The following is a 23,704-nucleotide window of genomic DNA, read 5'->3' on the forward strand; positions in this document are numbered from 1 at the left end:
TCGCGATGTCGGCGAGCAAGGGGGTGAAACACACAGCGGCGCGACCCACCTATCCGGATTTCGTGGCGGGCATGAAGTGTTTTGCACCTGTCGCGAGTTCTTCCAGGATGGTGGACGCCGCGTCGACTAGGTTGTTGCGGTCGAGGACCGCGTGGGTGTTGGCGGCGTTGGCGTTTTTCCAGACGCGGCCGATGGTTCCGCGGCGAAGCGCGGACGAGCCTGCCCACTCGTGTGCGAAGTTGACGCACCGGATGGCGACATCATGCAGATGGCGGGCCACCTGCGTGCACCGGTCACTGCGTACCGCGTCGAGCGGCCCAGGCTTGTCACCCGTCACGGACTCTTCGGCGTCCGTCATGCGGACGTAGAAGAGCTCCCGCACGGCCGTCAGCTCGGCATGGCGGAGCACGAGGTCGTGTCGGAACAGTGATTGGTCGGACAGCGCGGAGGGCATGCCGAGACGTCTGCGGGACGGCGCGAGGAGCGCGACTTCTTCCAGCGCTCGCTGGGCCAGACCGAGCATGATCGCCGAATGACCGGTCGGCAACGCGATCTTCGGGCCGAGCTTGAAAGACGGGGATCCTTCACGCGCCAACCGGGTGGGGAACGGCGTCAGCGGTACGACGAAGTCATCGCTGACGAACAGCGGACCGATCTCGTAGTCAATGCTGGCGGTGGCCTCCATTCCGTAGACCTCCCAGTTGCCCAGTTCTCGCACGTCCTCGCGCGGGATGACGGCGCAGACAGCCAGGGGTTCGCCGTTGTCGGCGAGAACCGGCTCGCCACCCTCAACGACGAGAGCGCCGGCGGTGAAGTGGGTGGCGCAGGTGGAACCGGACGCGAATCCGTATCTTCCCACCCATTCGTACCCGCCTTCGACTCGCTCGGCCTTGCCAAGGGGAGCCGGCATGCCGGCAATGGCCGGCGTTTTCGCCGGTTCCGCGAACAGGGCTTTCGCGCCGCTGTCCGGAAGCAGCGTGGAGAACAATCCGGCATGCTGAACGAGGGCTCGCAGTAACCAAGCGACGGAACCGTCGGCTCGGGCGAGTTCCTCGAAAATCTTCAACACGGCGACGTAGGCGAGTTGGTCACCACCGAAAGACTTCGGAACCTGAATCCGCAGGAAACCCGCGTTGGACAGCGCCTCGGCCGCTTTTGCCGTCACGGCGGCCTCAAGCTCCCCTTGCCGCGCCTCCCCGTCGAGAAGGGGCCCGAGCTGCCTTGCCAGTGCGAGCATCTCGGCCGCCGTGCGTCCCGCGCTGATGCCCATGACTCCCGTTCCACCACCCAGCGTTGTTGGTTCTCGCGGTCTTCGCCTGCGCGCCTCACGGCGTGTGTTCTGTATTCGGCGGGCCAGACGTCTTCTCGAACAGTCGCTCTTCCTGGGTCGAGGGGTCATTCGGTGTCTCGTTCTGGCTGCGATGCACCCAGCTGCTGGACCGTTGATCGGCGCGGCGCGCGGGCGACCCGATGACTTTGACCGAATCGGCGCGCCCAGCCTGCGAATCGACCATCGGCCAGCCCTGTTCGATCAGCTGGCGCCGACGCCTCCGATATGCGACCTGGAGCGCGTCCGCCCTGATGTGCAACTCGTCCGCGAGGTCGAATGGCAGCAACTGCGGGCGCTGGTTCTCCACGATCCGCGCGTCCTGGTCGCTGAAATTCTTCATCGTGCGTTGGAACACCCAGTCCAGTACCCGATCGACGACGGGAGCTACCGGCTTGCGCAGTGCGATCCAGTTCGTATGGGTCACCTCTTCGGATACCGGAACGTGCGCCTGGAAAATGATCAAGGTATGCCGGACTTTTCCTTCGGCGATGTCCGACTCCCGGCCGTAGGGCACGACGACCCGATTCATGCAGGGCAGGTGCCAGGAGAATCTCCCGTAACCGTCCTGCCACGCATCCGCCTCGCCGCTCCACTCCGTCAGCTCCACATCGGACACCTTGGCGTCGATGCTTTCCTTGAGTGACGCACCGTGCACGAACGGAATGTGCGCGAAGTCGATGCTGGATTCCACGACCCGGTCATAGTTGGCTTGCCAGCGGTACTCGCCACGGATGCTCCGGTACTTCGGATCCTCGCATTCGGGCCAGTTCGGCAGGGGCGGTCGCTGGTCTTCGGGTAGGTCACCGAGGAAAACCCAGACCAGTCCGTAACGTTCCTGGACAGGATAGGAGTCCACCTTCGCCTTCGCCGGGATTCTCGCGTCGGCCTGCGCCGGTATGCGCGTGCAGACCCCGTCCCGCCCGTACGTCCAGCCGTGGAACGGGCACACGATGGAATCGCCCTCGACCCGTCCCAGCGACAGCGCACCGCCGCGATGGACGCACAGGTCGCTCATCGCCACCGCCGCACCATCCTGTGCGCGGTACAGCACGATCTGCTGGTCAAGTGCTTGGACCCGCAGCGGCGAGCGCGAGACCCGGTCCGAAAAGGCCAGCGCATACCAGAAGTTGAGTAACATGTCGGGCGGTTCCCTTCCTTTGCCTGAAGGGGCTTCCTAGCCTGCCGACCCGAGCAATCCCAGGCCGGCGGGCTCGGTCACCGCTACACATCTGAACTGCTGTCCAGGTATTCGAAAATTTCGTTCGCGGTAGCGGACTCGAACTCGTCATCGACGTCTGCATCCGGGACTTCGGCGCGCCCGTCATCGAGCGTCGCGAGCAGAGCACGCAGGCGCCGCCTGATCTTGACGCGTCCGACGTCGTCCAATGCGGACAGTGCGGTCTCGACCTTGTCCAGTTCCGCGTATGCCTCCTGGTGTTTCTCCTGCGGTCGCGCAAGCAGGATTTCCTGGAGGTGCTGGGCGAGCGCGAGAGGATTGGGCTGGTCGAAGATGACGGTGGTCGGCAGGCTCGTGCCGGTGATCGCGCCGAGCCTGTTTCGCAGTTCCACTGCCGTGAGCGAGTCGAAGCCCTGGTCGAGGAATCCTCGCCCCGGGTCCACCATGCGCGCGTTGGTGTGGCCAAGCACAAGTGCCGCGTTGGCGCGCACCAGCTCCAGTAGTGCCTGTCGCTGCTCCTCGGAAGACATCCCCGCGAGACGCTTTGTGAGGTCCTCCTCTCGTTTGGTGTGCCCGTTCCGGCGCGTCGAGGTTGGAGCCAGTTGCCGCAGCAGCGAGGGCAAAAGCTCCGGGGCAGCGTGGGTCCGCAGCGCTGCGGTGTCCACGCCCAGCGGGAGCAGAACGGGGGCGTCGAGAGCAGTGGCGGTGTCGAGCAGGGCCAGGCCCTGTTCTGTGCTCAGCGGCCGAATGCCTGCTCGGTCGAAGCGGTTCCGGTCGGCATCGCCAAGTCCGCCGCTGATCCCGCCGGCGGGTTCCCACAGTCCCCACGCCAGGGCCTGGCCCGGCAACCCGTGGCACCGCCGGTACTGAGCGAGCGCGTCAAGGAACGCGTTCGCGGCCGCGTAGTTGCCCTGGCCTGGGTTGCCCAGCACTCCCGCCGCCGAGGAGAACATGACGAACGCCGACACATCGCGATCCGCGGTGAGCTCGTGCAGGTGCCACGCGGCCTCGGCCTTGGTCCGCAACACGGTGGCACATCGCTGCGGTGTCAGCGACGCGACCACCCCGTCGTCAACCGTCCCCGCGGCGTGGATTACCGCCAGCCTTGCCTGGGCGTCGATGCCGTTCAGCAGCTCGGCCACCGCGTCCCGATCCGCCACGTCGCAAGCCACCACATCCACCTGAGCGCCGTGCCCAAACAGCTCCGCGACCAGCTCCAGCGCACCTTCGGCCGCCATCCCGCTTCGAGAGGCCAACACCAGTCGGCGCACACCATGAGCGCTCACCATGTGGCGAGCCACCAACCGACCCAACAAGCCCGTGCCGCCCGTGATCAACACGGTGTCCTCCGGGCCCCAGGGCGACGCAACCGGCTCGGACGCATCGGACACTCGCGACAGGCGCGGCACGCGGACCGTCCCCTGGCGCACCGCCGCTTCCGTCGCCCCCGAGGCCAGCACACCGGACAGCACGCCCAGGTCCGGTCCACTGTCATCCGCATCGACCAACACGAATCGGCCCGGATGTTCCGACTGCGCCGACCGCACCAACCCCCACACGACGGCGGACGACGCGTCCGGAATCTCACCCGCAGAAGCCGAGACGGCACCTCGAGTAAGGATGACGAGTTGCGACCGGGCGAACCTCTCCTCTCCTAACCACGCCTGCACGTGCTCCAGTACCCATTGCGTCCGCTCCCGAGCGCCGGCCACGACACCGGAATCCGCATCGCCGGCGGGCACGCACAGCAGGACCCGGTCCGGAACCGAGTCGGCGTGTTCGACCGCCGCACGCAAGCTCGCGACATCGGAGTGGCGCTGCGCTGAACCCGCCCAGACCGCCGCGACGGCTTTCTCCGAACCGACCAGTGCCCAGTCGTCTTCAGCCAGCATCGACGACGGCGTGGACGACGAAACCCAGTCGAGCCGGAACAGCGAATCATGGCGTCGTCGACCGGCGCCGGGCATTTGGTCAGCGGAAATCGGCCGCGTCAGCAATGACTTGACCATGCCCACGCGGGAACCGGAATCGTCCGCGAACTCCAAGGAGACCGCGCTTTCGCCCGACGTCATCAGCCGCACGCGCAGCGCGGAGGTCTCCGTGGGCACGATTGATACTCCGCTCCACGAGAACGGCAGACGCGGCGTATCCGACCTTTCCGCCAGCGCCCCAGCGTGCAGCGCCATGTCCAACAGTGCCGGATGGATCACGAAGCCTGCGCCGGAAGCCGATGCATCCGCCGACACATCGACCTCGGCGAAGACCTCCTCGCCGCGTTTCCACGCGCACCGCAGACCCGCGAACGCCTTGCCGTACACCAAGCCCGTCTCCGCGAGCCCGTCATACACGTCGTCGACCGACGTCGGCGTCGCGTTCTGCGGAGGCCACGCCGAGAAGTCGAACTCGCCCACCGCGGCGACATCACTCACCACGCCGCTGGCATGACGGGTCCAGGCATCGTCGGGGGCGGAACCTTCAAGACGCGAGTACACGGTCACCGTGCGAGAGCCCGATTCCTCCGCGCCGCCAATGACGACCTGCAACGCCACCCCTTGCCGCTCAGCGAGAGCAAGCGGCGCCTGCAAAGTCAGCTCCGCCACGTGTCCACATCCCGACCGGTCACCCGCGAATGCGACGAGTTCCACGAATGCGGTGCCCGGCAGCACGGGTGTGTCGAAGAGCGTGTGGTCGGCCAGCCAGGGGTGGGTTTCCAGGGAGACGCGGCCGGTGAGCAGGAGTCCATCGGTGTCGGGGAGGGGGATTTCGGCGGTGAGGATGGGGTGGTGCAGCGTGCCGAGTCCGGCGGTGGTCAGGTCGGCTGGTGTGGTGGTGGGGGAAAGCCAGAACCGTTCGTGCTGGAAGGCATAGGTGGGCAGCTCGACACGGTCAGCGCTGTCTTGTGGGTACAGCGGTGTCCAGTCCACCGGTGCGCCGTGTGCCCACAGGCGGGCCAGTGCGGTCAGGGTGGTCTGGGTCTCCGGCTGATCCTTGCGCAGGGTGGGCACCGCGATGTGGATGTCCCCTGGGAGGGTTTCGCCGATCATGCCGGACAGGGTCGTGCCGGGGCCGAGTTCGACGAACGTGGTCACACCCTGGTCGTGGAGAGTGCGCACGCCCTCGGCAAAGCGGACGGGCTGGCGTACGTGCTCGACCCAGTAGCCCGGGGTGCACAGCTGCTCGGGTTCGGCGAGGTGTCCGGTCAGGTTGGACACGACCGGCAGCACCGGCGTGTGGTAGTCGACCTGGTCGAGTAGGGCCCGGAATTCCTCCAGCATGGGCTCGACCAGCGGGGAGTGAAACGCCCGGTTGACCGCCAAAGCCTTGGTCTTCAACCCCTGCCGCCGTGCTTGCTCGGTGATCTGGCTGATGGCGGTGTCGGTGCCGGAGAGCACCACCGAGCCCGGGGTGTTGACCGCCGCGATCCCCACCTCGGCCTCCCGGCCCTCCACCAAAACACGCACCCGGTCCTCGCCGGCGCGGACCGACACCATCTTCCCGGCCGGCAGGTGCTGCATCAGCCGCGCCCGGGCGGCCACCACCCGACAGGCATCCGGCAACGACCACACCCCCGCCACATACGCAGCAGTGATCTCCCCGACCGAATGCCCGGCCACCACCTCCGGCCGCACCCCGAAAGACTCCAGCAACCGCGACAACGCCACACCCAGCGCGAACAACCCCGCCTGACCGAACCCCGTCTCCCCCAACAAAGAAACCAAGGTCGAACCGGGCTCGGCCCACACCACCTCCCGCACCCCATGCTCGGCCCGCATCAAAGAATCCAGCTCGGCACAGACCTCCTCGAACGCCTCCGCGAACACCGGGAAACGCGCAGACAGCTCCCGGCCCATGGCGGGCCACTGGGTGCCCTGACCGGAAAACACCCACCCCACCCGACCCACACCCGCACCGCCACGCACCACGCCCGGGGTCTGCTCGTCCCGGGCCAGGGCCCGCAGACCGGCCACCAGCTCTTCCCGGGACGTGCCCAGCACGACCGCCCGGTGTTCCAGCGCGGCCCGGGTCACCGCCAACGACCACCCCACCCGCGACAGCACCAACTCCACACCGTGCTCGGCGAAATCAGCCAACCGCCCCGCCTGGGCCCGCAGACCCTCCGCAGACCGACCCGACACCACCCACGGGACACAACCCGGCGCACCGTCCTCCGCGGGCGGTTCGCAGGATTCCGCCTGTGCGGTCAGTTCCCGGACATTTTCCGGGGACCGCAGCGCCGATCCGTCGATGTAACGCGGCGGATCAGCCGGCGCTTGTTCGAGAATCACGTGTGCGTTAGTGCCCGAGACGCCGAAGGAGGACACGGCCGCGCGGCGTGGTTGTCCCGTCTCCGGCCAGGGGCGGGCCTCGGTCAGTAGCGACACCGCACCAGAGGACCAATCCACATGCGGCGTCGGCTCATCCACATGCAGGGTCCGGGGCAACTGGCCGTGCCGCAGGGCCATCACCATCTTGATCACACCCGCCACACCCGCCGCCGCCTGCGCATGACCGATGTTGGACTTCAACGACCCCAACCACAACGGACCATCCGCGCCACGATCCTGCCCATAAGTCGCCAACAACGCCTGAGCCTCGATCGGGTCCCCCAGCGTGGTACCCGTGCCGTGAGCCTCCACCGCATCCACCTCACCCGCCGACAACCCCGCATTCGCCAATGCCTGCCGGATCACCCGCTGCTGCGAGGGACCGTTCGGCGCGGTCAACCCGTTCGACGCGCCATCCTGGTTCACCGCCGAACCCCGCACCAGGGCCAGCACCCGATGCCCGTTGCGACGGGCATCGGACAAGCGCTCCAAGACGAGTACGCCCACGCCCTCGGACCAGGCAGTGCCGTCCGCCGCCGCCGCGAACGACTTGCACCGCCCATCGGGAGCCAACCCCCGCTGCCGCGAGAACTGCACAAACGAGCCCGGGTTCGCCATGACCGTCACGCCGCTGGCCAACGCGACAGAACACTCCCCCTGCCGCAACGACTGACTAGCCCAGTGCAGCGCCACCAGCGAGGACGAACAAGCGGTGTCCACGGTGACCGCGGGGCCCTCCAGGCCCAACGTGTAAGCCAACCTACCGGACAAGATCGAACCGGCATTGCCGCTCCCGAAATGTCCTTCGAGCGCGGCCGGGATCTTGGTCAGCCCGCCCCCGTAGTCGTGGTACATCGCCCCGGCGAACACGCCGGACTCACTGCCACGCAACGACAACGGATCAATACCCGCGTGCTCCAACGCCTCCCACGCCACCTCCAGCAACAACCGCTGCTGCGGATCCATCGCCACCGCCTCACGCGGCGAAACCCCAAAGAACCCCGCATCAAACTCCGCCGCCTCGTACAAGAAACCGCCATGCCGCACATACGACGTTCCGGCATGATCGGGATCCGCATCGTAGAGACCACCCAAATCCCAACCACGATCGGCCGGGAACTCGCCGATCCCCTCCCGCTCCGACATCACCAAATCCCACAACCCTTGAGCAGAACTCACCGCACCCGGGAAGCGGCACGCCATACCTACGATCGCCACCGGCTCATCCACCGCAACCGCCACGGCACGACCCACCGAGACCGGCTCCTCCGCACCCACCAGCCGCTCCCGCAAAAACCGCGCCACCGCCTCAGGAGTCGGATAATCAAACACCAACGTCGCCGGCAACCCCACACCCGTCGCCGCCCGCAACCGATTCCGAAACTCCACACCCGTCAACGAATCAAACCCGAGATCCTTGAACGCACGCCCAGCCGTCACCGTCTCGGACGCATCATGCCCCAACACCACCGCGACATGACCCCGAACCAACTCCACCAAAACCTGCTCCTGCTCCGACACCGACAACCCCGCAAGACGCCGAGACAGGCCGGAATCTTCGCTCCGCTGAGCGAGCTCGCGACGGCGGGTTCGTTTGGGCAGGAGCCCACGAAGCACCGGGGATGCCGATACAGAGGTTTGGTTCGCGCGTAGTGCCGCGAGTTCCAGTCGGATCGGAACTAAGGCGGGCCGGTCCAAGGTCATTGCGGTGTCGAACAGTGCAAGTCCCTGCTCAACCGTCAACGCGGGCAATCCCATGCGCGCAATACGGTCCCGATCACTGTCGGTAAGTCCGGCGCTCATGCCGCGCGCCGGTTCCCATAGGCCCCAGGCCAGCGACTGCCCCGGCAAACCACACCCACGCCGATACACCGCCAACGCATCAAGAAACGCATTAGCAGCCGCATAATTCCCCTGACCAGGACTACCCAACACCCCAGACGCCGACGAAAACAACACAAACGCCGTCACCCGATGCCCACCAGACAACTCATGCAAATTCCACGCACCCCGAGCCTTACCCTCCAACACCGCGGCACACCGCTCCGGCGACAACGACTCCACCAACCCATCATCAAGAACCCCCGCAGCATGAACCACCGCCAACGGCACCTCCGAACCAATCTCCCCCAACAACTCAGCCACCGCCCCACCATCGGCCACATCACACGCCACCACCCGCACCCGCGCCCCCAACTCGGACAACTCCGCCACCAACCCCTCGGCCCCCTGGGATTGCGATCCGCTGCGCGAAACCAGAACCAGCTCCCGCACCCCATGCGCACTCACCACATGACGCGCCACCGCACCACCCAACAAACCCGTACCACCCGTGATCAACACAGTCACATCCTCACCCCACGGCGACGACACCCGCTCCGCAACCGGCGTCCGCGACAACCGCGGCACCCACACCCGCCCACCCCGCACCACAAACTGCGACTCCCCAGAACCCACCCCCGCCAACACCACACCAACCGGAACCTCACCACCATCAACATCCACCAACACAAACCGCCCCGGATGCTCCGACTGCGCCGACCGCACCAACCCCCACACCGCAGCCAACCCCACATCCACACCCTCACCCACACCCACCGACACAGCACCCCGCGTCACCACCACCAACCGCGACCCACCAAACCGCCCCTCCCCCAACCACTCCTGCAACCGCCCCAACACCCAACCCACCACATCCCCCGCCACCACAACAGGATCACCACCCACCGACACACCCGAACACGACAACCACACAAACCCCGGAACATCACTCCCCTCAGCCAGCCCAGCAAGATCCTCCACGCCCGTCACCGACACGCCCGCCGCGCCCGAGAACGTCGCACGATCGTCGCCCACCAAGGCCACAACCGAATCGCCCACATCCGACGACGGGATCACCGGCTCCCACTCCACATGGAACGCCGAATCAGCCTGCCCGGACGGCACCGCACCAGCGATCTGATCAGCAGCGAACGGCCTCGTCGTCAACGACTCGATCGAGCCCACCGGACGCCCCGAACCATCCGCCAGCTCCCACGACATCCGCTCCGGCGCAGGGACGGTGAGGCGCACCCGCAACTCGGACGCCCCGGCCCCGTACACCGACACACCGGACCAGGAGAACGGCAACTGCACAGTTTCGTCCTCGGCGTCCGGGACCGCTCGGTCGGCCAGCGCACCCGCGTGCAACACCGCGTCCAACAAGGCCGGGTGCATGACGAATCCGCTGTCGGCCGTGAACTCTTCCGGAAGGCGGACATCGGCGAAGACCTCGTCCCCGCGCCGCCAGGCGTTGCACATGCCCTGGAACACCGGTCCGTAGACCAGTCCTGACGCGGCAAGTCGCTCATACACGTCGTCGATGGGGACCGACACCGCGCCCTGGGGCGGCCACACCGAAAGGTCGAGCCCGGCAACGGAATCGGCGGCGCTCAGCACACCGGTGGCATGACACGTCCACCCCACATCGGGGTCCGAACCTTCGAGCCGCGAGTACATGCTGACCCGCCGGGAATCGGACTCCTCCGGTCCATCCACCACGACCTGCAAGGCCACCCCGCCCCGCTCGGGCAGCACGAGCGGCGACTGCAACGTCAGCTCCTCCACCCGGCCACACCCGACCTGATCACCCGCGTGCAGCGCCAACTCCACGAAACCGGCACCGGGGAACAGGACGGCCCCCTCGACGACATGGTCGGCCAGCCATGGATGCGACTGCAACGACAAGCGGCCCGACAAAACCATTCCGCCGGACTCCGCCAGTGTCATCACCGCTGCGCACACCGGGTGGTCCGCGGCCGTCAGCCCGGCCGAGGCGATCGTTCCTGCCCCGTGGGAGGAGTCCAACCAGTACCGCTTGCGCTGGAAGCTGTAGGTGGGCAGGGCCACTCGCCGGGGGCGGTAGTCGGTCCAGGAAGGGGTCCAGGTGATAGGCAGTCCCAGGGTCCAAGCCTGTGCCAGGGACCGCAGCAACTGGCGCTGGTCACCGTGATCCTTGGTAAGCGTGCCCAGCACCACGGGCGTACCCGTGGTTTGCTCGCTCGCACCGGCTTGACCCTCACTCGGAGTGGTGAGTGTGGTGTCGATGGAGGTGGTCAACACGGGATGCGGGCTTACCTCGATGAAGCACTGGTGGCCCTGTTTTCGCACGGCGCGCACGGCTCGGTCGAACCGGACGGGTTGCCGCAGGTTGTCCACCCAGTATTGGACGGTCAACGCACTGCCCTCGATCAAGTCACCGGTCATGGTCGAGTACATCGGGATCTCACCCCGGGTGGGGGTGAGGCCGGCCAGAGCCCGAGTGATCTCGTCGGCGACAAGGTCGACCTGCGCGCAGTGCGAGGCGTAGTCCACGGGCAACCACTTCGCCCGCACCCCTTGCTGCTCACATGCCTGCACCCACTCGGCGAGTGCGTCGAGGTCGCCGGAAACCACGGTCGCCGCAGGACTGTTGACCACCGCCAGCGACAGCCGATCCTGCCAGGGATGCAAACGCTGCGTGACTTCCTCAGCCGACAGCTCGACCGAGGCCATGCCGCCCCGGCCCGACAGCACGCGCAACGCGCGAGAACGCAACGCCACCACGCGTGCCCCATCGGCCAGTGACAACGCCCCCGCCACGCATGCGGCCGCGATCTCGCCCTGGGAGTGGCCCACCACGGCCGCCGGACGTATCCCGTGTGCTTGCCAGACCCGAGCCAGCGAGACCATGATCGCCCACAACGCCGGCTGGACCACGTCCACCCGATCCAACCCTGGCGCGCCATCCTGGCCGCGAACAACCGAGAGCAGATCCCAATCCACGAACGGCCCGAGCGCCTGGGCGCACTCGCCCATCGCCTCGGCGAATGCCGGACAGGACTCGATCAACTCCCGTCCCATCCCGTCCCACTGCGAGCCCTGTCCCGGAAACACCAGCACAACGCCGCCGGAGCCGGGCACGGCGGAGCCACCCGGCACGCTGACCACGTCGGCCGTCTCGCGGCCCTCCGCCAATGCGTGCAGCCCCGCAACGAACTCGGCCGGACTCGAACCGAGCACGACCGCCCGGTGCTCCAAGCCTGCCCTCGCGGTCGCCAACGACCATCCCACGTCAACAGACGACAAAGCCGGCGACTCCGCAGCGAAGCGGGCCAGGCGCTCGGCCTGGGCGCGCAAACCTGCCTCGGAGCGACCCGACACCACCCACGGCACCAGGCCGGTCGACGGCTGCGCAGCCAATCCTGGCTCGTCCAGTATGGACTGTTCGGTCGGGCGCGAGGCGTCATTGCCTGCCACGTCGTCCTCGTGGTCGGGCGCTTGCTCCAGGATCAGGTGGGCGTTTGTGCCGGTGACGCCGAACGACGACACTCCGGCGCGGCGCGGACGATCGGTTTCCGGCCATGGCCGGTGCTCGGTCAGCAGCGCAACCGCACCAGCATCCCATTCGACATGCGGGGAAGGCTCGTCCACGTGCAGGGTCTTGGGCATTTCGCCGTGCTGGAGGGCCATGACCATCTTGATCACAGCTGCCACACCGGCCGCCGCCTGGGCATGGCCGATGTTGGACTTCAACGACCCCAACCACAGCGGAGCATCCGCGCGGTCCTGGCCGTACGTTGCCAGCAGGGCTTGGGCTTCGATCGGGTCTCCCAGCGTGGTGCCGGTGCCGTGGGCCTCGACCACGTCAACGTCAGCAGGCTCCAAACCGGCGTTGGCCAACGCTTGACGGATCACCCGCTGCTGCGAGGGGCCATTCGGCGCGGTCAGCCCGTTGGACGCACCGTCCTGGTTCACGGCCGAGCCCCGCACGACGGCCAGAACCGGGTGTCCGTTTCGCTGCGCGTCCGACAGGCGCTCCAGCACCAGCACGCCCACGCCCTCGGACCAGGCAGTGCCGTCCGCTGCCGCCGCGAAAGACTTGCACCGCCCATCTGGAGCCAACCCCCGCTGCCGGGAGAACTGCACGAATGGGCCCGGGTTGGCCATCACAGTGACGCCACCCGCCAGGGCCAGGCTGCTTTCTCCCTGCCGCAGCGACTGACATGCCCAGTGCAAAGCCACCAGCGACGACGAGCAGGCAGTGTCCACGGTGACCGCAGGACCCTCCAGCCCCAACGTGTAAGCCAACCTACCGGATATGACCGAACCGGCGTTGCCGCTGGCGAAGTGTCCTTCGAGTTCGGCCGGGATCTTGGCCAGTCCGCCCCCGTAGTCGTGGTACATCGCCCCGGCGAACACGCCGGACTCACTGCCACGCAACGACAACGGATCAATACCCGCGTGCTCCAACGCCTCCCACGCCACCTCCAACAACAACCGCTGCTGCGGATCCATCGCCACCGCCTCACGCGGCGAAACCCCAAAGAACCCCGCATCAAACTCCGCCGCCTCGTACAAAAACCCACCATGCCGCACATACGACGTCCCGGCATGATCGGGATCCGCATCGTAGAGACCACCCAAATCCCAACCACGATCAACCGGGAACTCCCCGATCCCGTCCCCCTCCGAGACCACCAAATCCCACAACCCCTCAGCAGAACTCACCCCACCCGGGAAGCGGCACGCCATACCTACGATCGCCACCGGCTCATCCACCGCAACCGCCACGGCACGACCCGCCGAGACCGGCTCCTCCGCACCCACCAGCCGCTCCCGCAAAAACCGCGCCACCGCGACAGGAGTCGGATAATCAAACACCAACGTCGCCGGCAATGCCACACCCGTCGCCGCCCGCAACCGATTCCGCAACTCCACACCCGTCAGCGAATCAAATCCCACATCTTTGAACGCACGCCCGGCAGTCACCGTCTCGGAGGCATCATGTCCCAACACCACCGCGACATGACCCCGAACCAACTCCACCAAAACCTGCTCCTGCTCCGACACCGACAATCCGGCAAGACGCCGAGACAGGCCGAGTTCGTCTGTCTCCGGGGCGTTCTCGCGGCGACGCCTCGGCGCTGGCAAAACCCCGCGAAGCACCGGGGATACCGATTCGGGCGTTGTGTTCGTGCGCAGTGCCGCCAGCTCCAGTCGAAGCGGGGCCAAGGCGGGCCGGTCCAAGGTAGTAGCGGTGTCGAACAACTCCAATCCCTGCTCAACCGTCAACGCAGGCAACCCCACTCGCGCCATGCGTTGCAGGTGAGCGTCGGCGAGCCCAGCACCCATCCCTTCGGCCGGTTCCCATAGGCCCCAGGCCAGCGACTGCCCCGGCAAACCACACCCACGCCGATACACCGCCAACGCATCAAGAAACGCATTAGCAGCCGCATAATTCCCCTGACCAGGACTCCCCAACACCCCAGACGCCGACGAAAACAACACAAACGCCCGCACCCGATGCCCAGCAGTCAACTCATGCAAATTCCACGCACCCCGAGCCTTCCCCTCCAACACCGCCGCACACCGCTCCGGCGTCAACGACTCCACCAACCCATCATCAAGAACCCCCGCAGCATGAACCACCGCCAACGGCACCTCCGCACCAATCCCCGCCAACAGCCCAGCCACCGCCCCACCATCAGCCACATCACACGCCACCACCCGCACCCGCGCCCCCAACTCGGACAACTCCGCCACCAAATCCCCCGCCCCCACAGACTCCAACCCACCACGGGACACCAACACCAGGTCCCGCACCCCATGCGCACTCACCACATGACGCGCCACCGCACCACCCAACAAACCCGTACCACCCGTGATCAACACAGTCACATCCTCACCCCACGGCGACGACACCCGCTCCGCAACCGGCGTCCGCGACAACCGCGGCACCCACACCCGCCCACCCCGCACCACAAACTGCGACTCCCCAGAACCCACCCCCGCCAACACCACACCAACCGGAACCTCACCACCATCAACATCCACCAACACAAACCGCCCCGGATGCTCCGACTGCGCCGACCGCACCAACCCCCACACCGCAGCCAACCCCACATCCACACCCTCACCCACACCCACCGACACAGCACCCCGCGTCACCACCACCAACCGCGACCCACCAAACCGCCCCTCCCCCAACCACTCCTGCAACCGCCCCAACACCCAACCCACCACATCCCCCGCCACCACAACAGGATCACCACCCACCGACACACCCGAACACGACAACCACACAAACCCCGGAACATCACTCCCCTCAGCCAGCCCAGCAAGATCCTCCACGCCCGTCACCGACACGCCCGCCGCGCCCGAGAACGTCGCACGATCGTCGCCCACCACAACCAACGCCGAGTCGCCTTGGCGCGACGCCGGAAGCATCGGCTCCCACTCCACATGGAAAACCGAATCACCCTGCCCGGACGGCACCGCACCAGCGATCTGATCAGCAGCGAACGGCCTCGTCGTCAACGACTCGATCGAGCCCACCGGACGCCCCGAACCATCCGCCAGCTCCCAGGACGCCTGGTCCCCAGCCGATCCGGTAACGCGCACGCGCAGTGCGGATGCCCCCGTGCCGGACATCGACACACCCGTCCAGGAGAAGGGCAGCCGCGCATCGTGTTCCGCGGTCTCCGGCACCGTACGCAGCGCTCCCGCATGCAGTGCGGCGTCCAACAACGCCGGGTGCATCACGAATTGGTGGTAGGCGGCGAGTTCCTCCGGGAGCCGGACTTCGGCGAAGACCTCGTCTCCCCGTCGCCAGGCCCGGCGCAGGCCCTGGAACACCGGCCCGTACACCAGGTCGGAGTCGAAAAGCCGGTCATACAGGTCGCCGACCGGTATCGACACCGCACCCCGGGGCGGCCACACCGAAAAGTCGAAACCGGTAACGGCATCCGCAACGCTCAGCACACCGGTGGCATGACACGTCCACCCCACATCGGGGTCCGAATCCTCCAACCGCGAGTACACGCCGACCCGCCGGGAACCGGACTCCTCCGGCCCACCCACCACGACCTGCAACGCCACCCCACCCCGCTCGGGCAGCACGAGCGGCGACTGCAACGTCAGCTCCTCCACCCGGCCACACCCGACCTGATCGCCCGCATGCAGCGCCAACTCCACGAAACCGGCACCGGGGAACAGGACGGAGCCGCTGACCGAGTGGTCCGCCAACCAGGGTTGCGATTGCAGCGACAGGCGACCGGAGAGCACGACCTCACCGGACTCGGCCAGGGTTATCACGGTCCCGCAGAAGGGGTGCTCCGTGGTCGTCATCCCCGCGGAGGCCACTGCTGCCTTTCCGTGCGAGGCATCCAGCCAGAATCGCTTGCGCTGGAAGGCGTAGGTGGGCAGGTCCACTCGTCGGGCTCCGAGACCGTCGAAGACCTTCTCCCAATCGACGTGGACACCGGCGACACCGAGCTTTCCGAGCCCGACAAGCACCGTTGACGTCTCGGGGTGACCGTGGCGCAGCGTTGGAGTCACCACCGCGTCCTCGTGCTCCGGCAGGCAGTCCTGGACGATGCCCGCGAGATTCCCGCCGGGCCCCACTTCCAGGAACCGAGTGGTACCGGCCTCCCACAGGGACTGGATTCCGTCGCGGAAACGGACGGGCTGCCGGGCATGCCGCACCCAGTACTCCGCGGAGCACAAGTCACCGGATGCGGCGATCTGCCCGCTCACGTTCGACACGACCGGGATCGATGGCTCCCGGTAATCCAGCCCCTCCAGGACAGCTCGGAAATCCGCCAGCATGGGGTCCAGCAGTGGTGAGTGGAAGGCGCGATTCACCCTGAGTTGCTTCGTCTCGTGGCCCTTGGCCCGCAGAAGGTCGACGATGTCGGCGACCGCGGCTCCAGCACCGGAAAGCACCACAGAGCGCGGAGCGTTCACCGCGGCGATGGCCACCTCCTGATCGTGGCCGGCCAGCAGCGCGCGTACCTCTTCCTCGTCCGCGCGGACCGACACCATCACCCCACCACTCGGCAGGGACTGCATCAACCTGCCCCGCGCCGCCACGAGACGGCAGGCATCGGAAAGGGACCACACGCCGGCCGCATACGCCGCGGTGATCTCCCCGAGCGAATGCCCCACGACGTAGTCCGGGGACAGACCCCAGGACTCCAGCAGGCGAAACAGCCCGATCTCCACGGCGAACAACGCCGCCTGAGCGAAGCTCGTCTCCGAAACAAGGTCCGCTGCCGAGGACCCCGGCTCCGCGAACACCACTTCGCGCAACGCGCGGTCCAACATCCCGTCGAACACGGCGCACACCTCGTCGAAGGCATTCGCGAACACCGGGTACCGGTCGTACAGCTCCCGCCCCATGCCGGGCCATTGCGATCCCTGACCCGAGAACAGGTAAGCCGTCCGGCCTCCGGTGACTCCTCCCACCACAACGCCCGGCGATTCTTCGCCGTGTGCCAGGCTGCGCAACTGCGCCGCGAAGTCCGCGCGCGAGTCCGCGATCAGCACGGCACGATGGTCCAGCATCGCGCGAGTGGACGCCAAGGACCACCCGACATCGTGCATCGACAGCTCTTCGGACCGATCGACAAACTCCGCCAAACGTCGTGCCTGCGCACGCAGTCCCGCAGTAGTCCGGCCCGAGATCAGCCACGGGACCGCACCCCCGCTGGACGATCCGGCCTGTTCGACCGTGCTCGACGTCTCGGGGATAACCGCGGGCGCCGCTTCCACGATCACGTGCGCGTTCGTGCCGCTGGCCCCGAAAGAGGAGATGCCTGCCCTCCGGGGACCGCCGGTGTCCGGCCAGGAGCGGGGCTCGGTCAACAGCGACACCGCACCCGAGGCCCAATCAACGTGCGGCGTCGGCTCGTCCACGTGCAAGGTTTTCGGCAGTTGCCCGTGTCGGAGCGCCATGACCATCTTGATCACGCCGGCGACGCCCGATGCGGACTGGGTATGCCCGATGTTGGACTTCAACGAACCCAACCACAGTGGACGGTCCGCCGGTCGTTCCGCCCCGTAGGTGGCGAGCAATGCCGCGGCCTCGATCGGATCACCCAGCGCGGTACCGGTACCGTGGGCCTCGGCCGCGTCCACATCGCCGGGTGCCAGGCCGGCATTCGCCAGGGCTTGCCGGATCACCCGCTGCTGTGCTGGGCCGTTCGGTGCAGTCAGGCCATTAGACGCGCCATCCTGGTTGATCGCCGAACCCCGCACCACGGCCAGAATGGGATGGTTGTTGCGCTTAGCTTCCGAGAGCCGTTCCAATACGAGCACGCCCGCGCCTTCGGACCACGCCGTCCCATCCGCCGCGGCCGCGAACGACTTGCACCGAGCGTCAGCCGCCAAGCCCCGCTGCCGCGAAAACTGGACGAACGACCCCGGGTTCGCCATCACCGTCACACCGCCGGCCAACGCGACAGAGCACTCGCCCTGCCGCAACGACTGACACGCCCAGTGCAACGCCACCAACGACGACGAACACATGGTGTCGACCGTGATCGCAGGGCCTTCCAACCCCAGCGCATACGCCAGTCGGCCGGACACCACGGCCGGGGAACCGCCGGTGAGCAGGTAGCCCTCGACGCCTCGCTCGGCGTCGAGATGACCGTCCCCGTAGCCCGATGGCGGTGCTCCCACGAACACCCCGGTGTGACTCTCCCGCAGGGAATGCGGGTTGATGCCGGCGTGTTCCAACGCTTCCCATGCCGTTTCCAGCAACAACCGCTGCTGCGGATCCATCGCGACGGCTTCGCGTGGCGAGATCCCGAAGAACTCCGCGTCGAAGTCCGCCGCGTCGTACAGGAAACCGCCGTGCCGCACGTAAGAGGTGCCTGGGTGGTCCGGGTCCGGGTGGTACAGCTTCGCCAGCTCCCAGCCCCGGTCCTCCGGGAAGGACCCGATCACGTCCCGCTCGGCGACCACCAACCGCCACAACTCGTCCGGAGAACTCACGCCCCCCGGGAAACGGCACCCCATCCCCACGATCGCGATCGGCTCGTCCGCGGGCGCGGCCACCGACACCCGCACCGATGCCTCCGCGCCCCGCGTCCGCCTCAGCAGGTCCTTTGCGAGCGCGGTCGGGGACGGCTGGTCGAAGACCAGTGTCGTGGGCAGCCGCAGACCGGTCGCCTTCATGAGCCGATTCCGCAGCTCCACGGTGGTCAACGAATCCAGTCCGAGGTCCTTGAACGCCCGGCGAACGTCGATGGTTCCGGCATCGTGTTGCCCGAGCACCACAGCGGTCTGGGTGCAGACCAGTTCGAGCACGATTTCCTCCTGCTCGCTGGAGGAAAGCCCGGCTAGGCGTTGTCCGAGGTCGGTCGACTTCTCGTCACCGGAGGTGTCCGCCGCCCCGGAGAGCGCCTCCCGAACCTCCGGAATCTCGCCGATGAGCGGGCGGCGTCGGCTGGCCGTGAACAGCGGGGTGAACTGCTGCCAGTCGATGTCGGCGACCGTCAGGTTCGTTTCGGCCTGGTCGAGGGCGCGGGCCAGCGCGGTGAGCGCCAGCCGAGGCGGCATGGGCCGTAGCCCGCTGGAGCGCACCGAGTCGGGATCGGGACCGTCGGCCAGTCCGTCGACGTCCCACAGTCCCCAGGCGACAGCGGTCGCCGGTAGTCCCCGCGCCCGGCAGGTGCGCGCGAAAGCATCCAGAAAGGCGTTCGCCGCAGCGTAAGCGCCTTGGCCGCTGCCGCCCCACACTCCCGATCCGGACGAGAAGAACACCAGGGCGTCGAGCGCCTCGTGGTCGAGGACTTCGACGAGGTTCTGCGCCCCGGCGATCTTGGCCGCGCAGATCTCGGCGAACCGGGCGGTGCCGGTCTGATCGAGAGGCATGTCCTGACCGATTCCGGCCGCGTGGAAAACACCCCTGATCGACTCGCCCGAGGCGGCGATCTCACGCGCCAGTTTCGCCACCGCGTCTCGATCGGTGATGTCGCAGGCCGCGATCGTCACGCGACTGCCCAACGCCCGCAGTTCGGCGGCCAGCGTGTCGGCTCCAACCGCATTCGGGCCTTGGCGACTCGTGATGACCAGATGGTCCGCGCCCGACCGCGCGAGCCAGCGCGCGACCTCGGCACCAACACCTCCCGTGCCACCTGTGACCCACACGGTTCCTCGCGGCCGCCAGCCGCCGTTCTCGGCGGCCCGCTGTTGCCGAGCGGGGATGAGCCGCCGAGACCATGATCCGTGGGGGCGGATCGCCACCTGGTCCTCGGTGCCATCGCCCAACACCGCCGCGAGACGGTTCAGTGCGGCTTCATCCATTGTGGACGGAAGATCGACCAGACCGCCCCACCTGTCAGGGTGTTCCAGGCCGACGACCTGGCCCAAGCCCCACAACTGCGCCTGCCCCAAGCCGGTGATCTCCTCCGCGTCGGAGACCGCGACGGCGCCCTGCGTCAGCAACCACAGCGGCGCGACCACATCGCAATCACCCAACGCCTGCACCAATGCGAGCGTGCCGGCCATCCCGACCGGGACCACTTCGTGGTCCGGGTGCGACTGCTCGTCCCACCCCCACAACGACACCACGCCTTCCACTGCGACGTCGTCATGGTCGGCGGCATCGCTGTCGGCAGCGTGACCGAGGTGCTTTTCCCGCAGGAGTGCCACCAACCGCTGGCGATCGGTATCGGCGGTATCGACCGGGACCGTTGCGACCTCGCGCGCACCACGGGATGTCAACGTCTGGGCGATCCGCTCCGCCAAGGCAAGAGCCTCGGGCCGCTCGGGGGTGATGAGCAGCCATCGGCCGGACAGCATGCCGACTGCACCAGTTGTGGTGATCGATCGCCATTGCACTCGGTAACACCAGCGCTCGGCGGTCGAACGATCCTGTTGCCGGTCCCGCCACTGCGACAACGCTGGAACCACCTCGCCCAGGGGCGCATCGTCGTCAACACCCAGCATCGAGGCGATCCCGGCCACGTCCGCGTTGCTGACCGATTCCCACAACGGCGCATCGGCGCCGCTGCTTTCTTCCACGCTCGACGGCTTTTCGCCGCCATCCAGCCAGTATCGGTTTCGTTGGAAGGGGTAGGTGGGGAGGTCGATGTGGTGGGGGGTGTGGTGGTTGGGGGTGGGGGTGAGGGTGATGGGGAGTCCGTGGGTCCAGGCGTGGGCGAGGGTGGTGAGGAGTTGGTGGTGGTCGCCGTGGTGTTGGGTGAGGGTGGACAGGATCAGGGGTGTGGTGCTGTTTTCGCGACTGGTGGTTTCGGGGCTGGTTTCGGGGCTGGGGCTGGTTTGGGTGGTGGTGTGGTGGGTGAGGGTGGTGTCGATGGCGGTGGTCAGGACGGGGTGGGGGCTGGTTTCGATGTAGTGGTGGTGGCCGTGGTTGTGCAGGGTGTGTAGGGCGTGGTCGAAGCGGACGGGTTGGCGGAGGTTGCGGGCCCAGTAGTCGGGGGTGAGGTCGGTGTGGTCGAGGAAGTCGCCGGTGACGGTGGAGCACAGGGGGATGTCGCCGGGGGTGGGGGTGATGCCGGTCAGGGCGTGGGTGATCTCGTCGGTGACGGTGTCGATCTGGGGGCTGTGGGAGGCGTAGTCCACCGGCAGCCACCGGGTCCGTATCCCCTGCTGCCGGCAGTGCTGGACCCAGTCGGTCAGGGCGTCGCGGTCGCCGGAGACCACGGTGGCGGTGGGGCTGTTGACCACGGCTACCGACAGCCGGTCCTGCCAGGGTTGTAGTTGCTGGGTGACGTCGTCGGGGGGCAGGGCCACCGAGACCATTCCACCCTGCCCGCACAGGGCGCGGAGTGCTTGGGCGCGCAGGGCCACGATGCGGGCACCGTCGGCAAGGGACAGGGCGCCGGCGACGCAGGCGGCGGCGATCTCGCCCTGGGAGTGTCCGACCACGGCGGTGGGGTGGATGCCGTGGGATTGCCAGACCCGGGCCAGGGACACCATCAGCGCCCACAGCACGGGTTGAAGGACCTCGACCCGCTGAAGGCAGGGCTCCTGGGTGGGGTCGCGCAGGACGGTGAGTAGGTCCCAGTCGGTGTGGGGGGCCAGGGCCTGGGCGCAGGCGGTCATGGTCTCGGTGAACACCGGGCAGACATCCAGCAGGTCACGGCCCATGCCGGGCCATTGCGTGCCCTGCCCGGGAAACACCAGCACCACACCCCCCTCGATGTTATGGGCGGTGCCGGTGATCACCCCGGTGCTCTCCCGCCCCTGCGCCAGCGCGGTAAGCCGCTCGCCGAACTCGGCCGGGGACGCGCCCAGGACCACCGCCCGGTGGGGCAGCGCGGCCCGGCCGGTGGCCAGCACCCGCCCCACCCGGGCCACCTCCAGCCCGGGGTGCTCGGTGGCGAAGGCGGCCAGCCGGTGTGCTTGGGCCCGCAGGCCCGCCGGTGAGGCACCCGACACCACCCACCCCACCACACCAGCCGTTGCGTCCACATTGGACGCCGCCACGTCCGCACCAGCAGCCGTGGCCGTGGTGGTGGGGGTGTCGGTGTTGTCGGGTCGGTTTTCTGTGGGTGGTTGTTCGAGGATGAGGTGGGCGTTGGTGCCGCTGGCCCCGAACGAGGAGATCCCCGCCCGGCGCGGCCGCTGCCCCCGCGGCCACGACCGGGCCTGAGTCAAAAGCGACACCCCACCCGTCGACCAGTCCACATGCGGTGTGGGCTCATCCACATGCAACGTCCTGGGCAGCCGTTGGTGCTGGAGAGCCATCACCATCTTGATCACACCCGCGGCACCGGCCGCGGCCTGGGTATGACCGATGTTGGACTTCAACGATCCCAGCCACAACGGACGATCGGCCGGCCGGTCCTGACCATAGGTCGCCAACAACGCCTGGGCCTCGATCGGATCACCCAGCCTGGTGCCGGTGCCATGCGCCTCCACCACATCCACCTCACCGGGCGCAAGCCCCGCGTTGGCCAGGGCCTGGCGGATCACCCGCTGCTGGGCGGGTCCGTTGGGGGCGGTCAGGCCGTTGGAGGCGCCATCCTGATTGACCGCCGAACCCCGCACCACCCCCACAACCCGATGCCCCCGACGGCGGGCATCCGAAAGACGTTCCAGCACCAGCATCCCCACCCCCTCCGACCAGCCAGTGCCATCCGCGCCCGCCGCGAACGCCTTACACCGCCCATCAGAAGCCAGACCCCGCTGCCGGGAAAACTCCACCCACAACGCCGGCGTGGCCATCACCGTCACACCACCCGCCAACGCCACCGAACACTCACCCTGCCGCAACGACTGACACGCCCAATGCAACGCCACCAACGACGACGAACACGCCGTATCCACCGTGACCGCAGGCCCCTCCAACCCCAACACATACGCCACACGACCGGATGCGACCGAGCCCGCACTACCGTTCGCGAGGTAGCCTTCGAAATCGCTCGGGACAGTGGCCAGGCGCGCGGCGTAGTCGTCGTACATCACGCCGGCGAAGACGCCGGTGTCGCTCCCGCGCAGTGAGTGCGGGTCGATGTTGGCGTGTTCCAACGCCTCCCACGAGGTCTCCAGCAACAACCGCTGCTGCGGATCCATCGCGGTCGCCTCACGCGGCGAAATCCCGAAAAACTCCGCATCGAACTCCGCCGCATCATACAAAAACCCACCCTCACGCACATACGACGTCCCCCCATGATCCGGATCCGGATGAAACAACCCCGCCAGATCCCACCCACGATCCGTCGGGAACCCACCAATCGCATCCCCCTCCGAATCCACCAACCGCCACAACTCCTCCGCCGAACCCACCCCACCCGGCAACCGGCAGGCCATTCCGACGATTGCCACCGGCTCCCGCGCCTCGGACTCGAGCTCGACAACACGTTGCCGCGTGCGGCGCAGCTCGGCCGACACGCGCTTGAGGTAGTCGAGAAGCTTCTCCTCGTTTTCCATGGCAGCCGTTCCGTTTCTTTCGAGGACCTGGTCGTCCGAAGCTCTTGACGAAAATGGGGGGCGCGATCAGGCGGCGGGGCGCGGGGGTCGTTCCACCGGTGCGGTCACCTGACTTTGGCTAAGCCGCACGAGGAACTACCGCATGATCACCATCATGCCACCGCGCAC

At 67.5% G+C, this 23,704-nt stretch carries 3 protein-coding genes; all 3 read right to left on the reverse strand.

Going from position 1 to position 23,704, the window contains the following annotated elements; translation table 11 throughout:
• Positions 1 to 49: 49 nt before the first annotated feature.
• The gene (locus BJ970_RS31260) at positions 50 to 1,270 is read right to left on the reverse strand and encodes an acyl-CoA dehydrogenase family protein (RefSeq protein ID WP_184730911.1); all 1,221 of its coding nucleotides are present in this window, start codon (positions 1,268 to 1,270) and stop codon (positions 50 to 52) included.
• Between the two features lie 55 nt (positions 1,271 to 1,325).
• Positions 1,326 to 2,468: an aromatic ring-hydroxylating dioxygenase subunit alpha gene (locus BJ970_RS31265; protein ID WP_184730913.1), complete on the reverse strand. Its 1,143-nt coding sequence runs from the start codon at positions 2,466 to 2,468 to the stop codon at positions 1,326 to 1,328.
• An 83-nt stretch (positions 2,469 to 2,551) separates the two neighbouring features.
• The gene (locus tag BJ970_RS38390; RefSeq protein ID WP_184730915.1) at positions 2,552 to 23,536 is read right to left on the reverse strand and encodes a type I polyketide synthase; all 20,985 of its coding nucleotides are present in this window, start codon (positions 23,534 to 23,536) and stop codon (positions 2,552 to 2,554) included.
• Between the last annotated feature and the right edge of the window lie 168 nt (positions 23,537 to 23,704).

The organism is Saccharopolyspora phatthalungensis, assembly GCF_014203395.1.
Classification (GTDB): Bacteria; Actinomycetota; Actinomycetes; order Mycobacteriales; family Pseudonocardiaceae; genus Saccharopolyspora; species Saccharopolyspora phatthalungensis.

What these genes read in the sequence shown, in the direction of transcription:
- BJ970_RS31260 (WP_184730911.1), bottom strand. Translation starts at nt 1,270, where the DNA reads ATGGGCATCAGCGCGGGACGCACGGCGGCCGAGATGCTCGCACTGGCA.
- BJ970_RS31265 (WP_184730913.1), bottom strand. Translation starts at nt 2,468, where the DNA reads ATGTTACTCAACTTCTGGTATGCGCTGGCCTTTTCGGACCGGGTCTCG.
- BJ970_RS38390 (WP_184730915.1), bottom strand. Translation starts at nt 23,536, where the DNA reads ATGGAAAACGAGGAGAAGCTTCTCGACTACCTCAAGCGCGTGTCGGCC.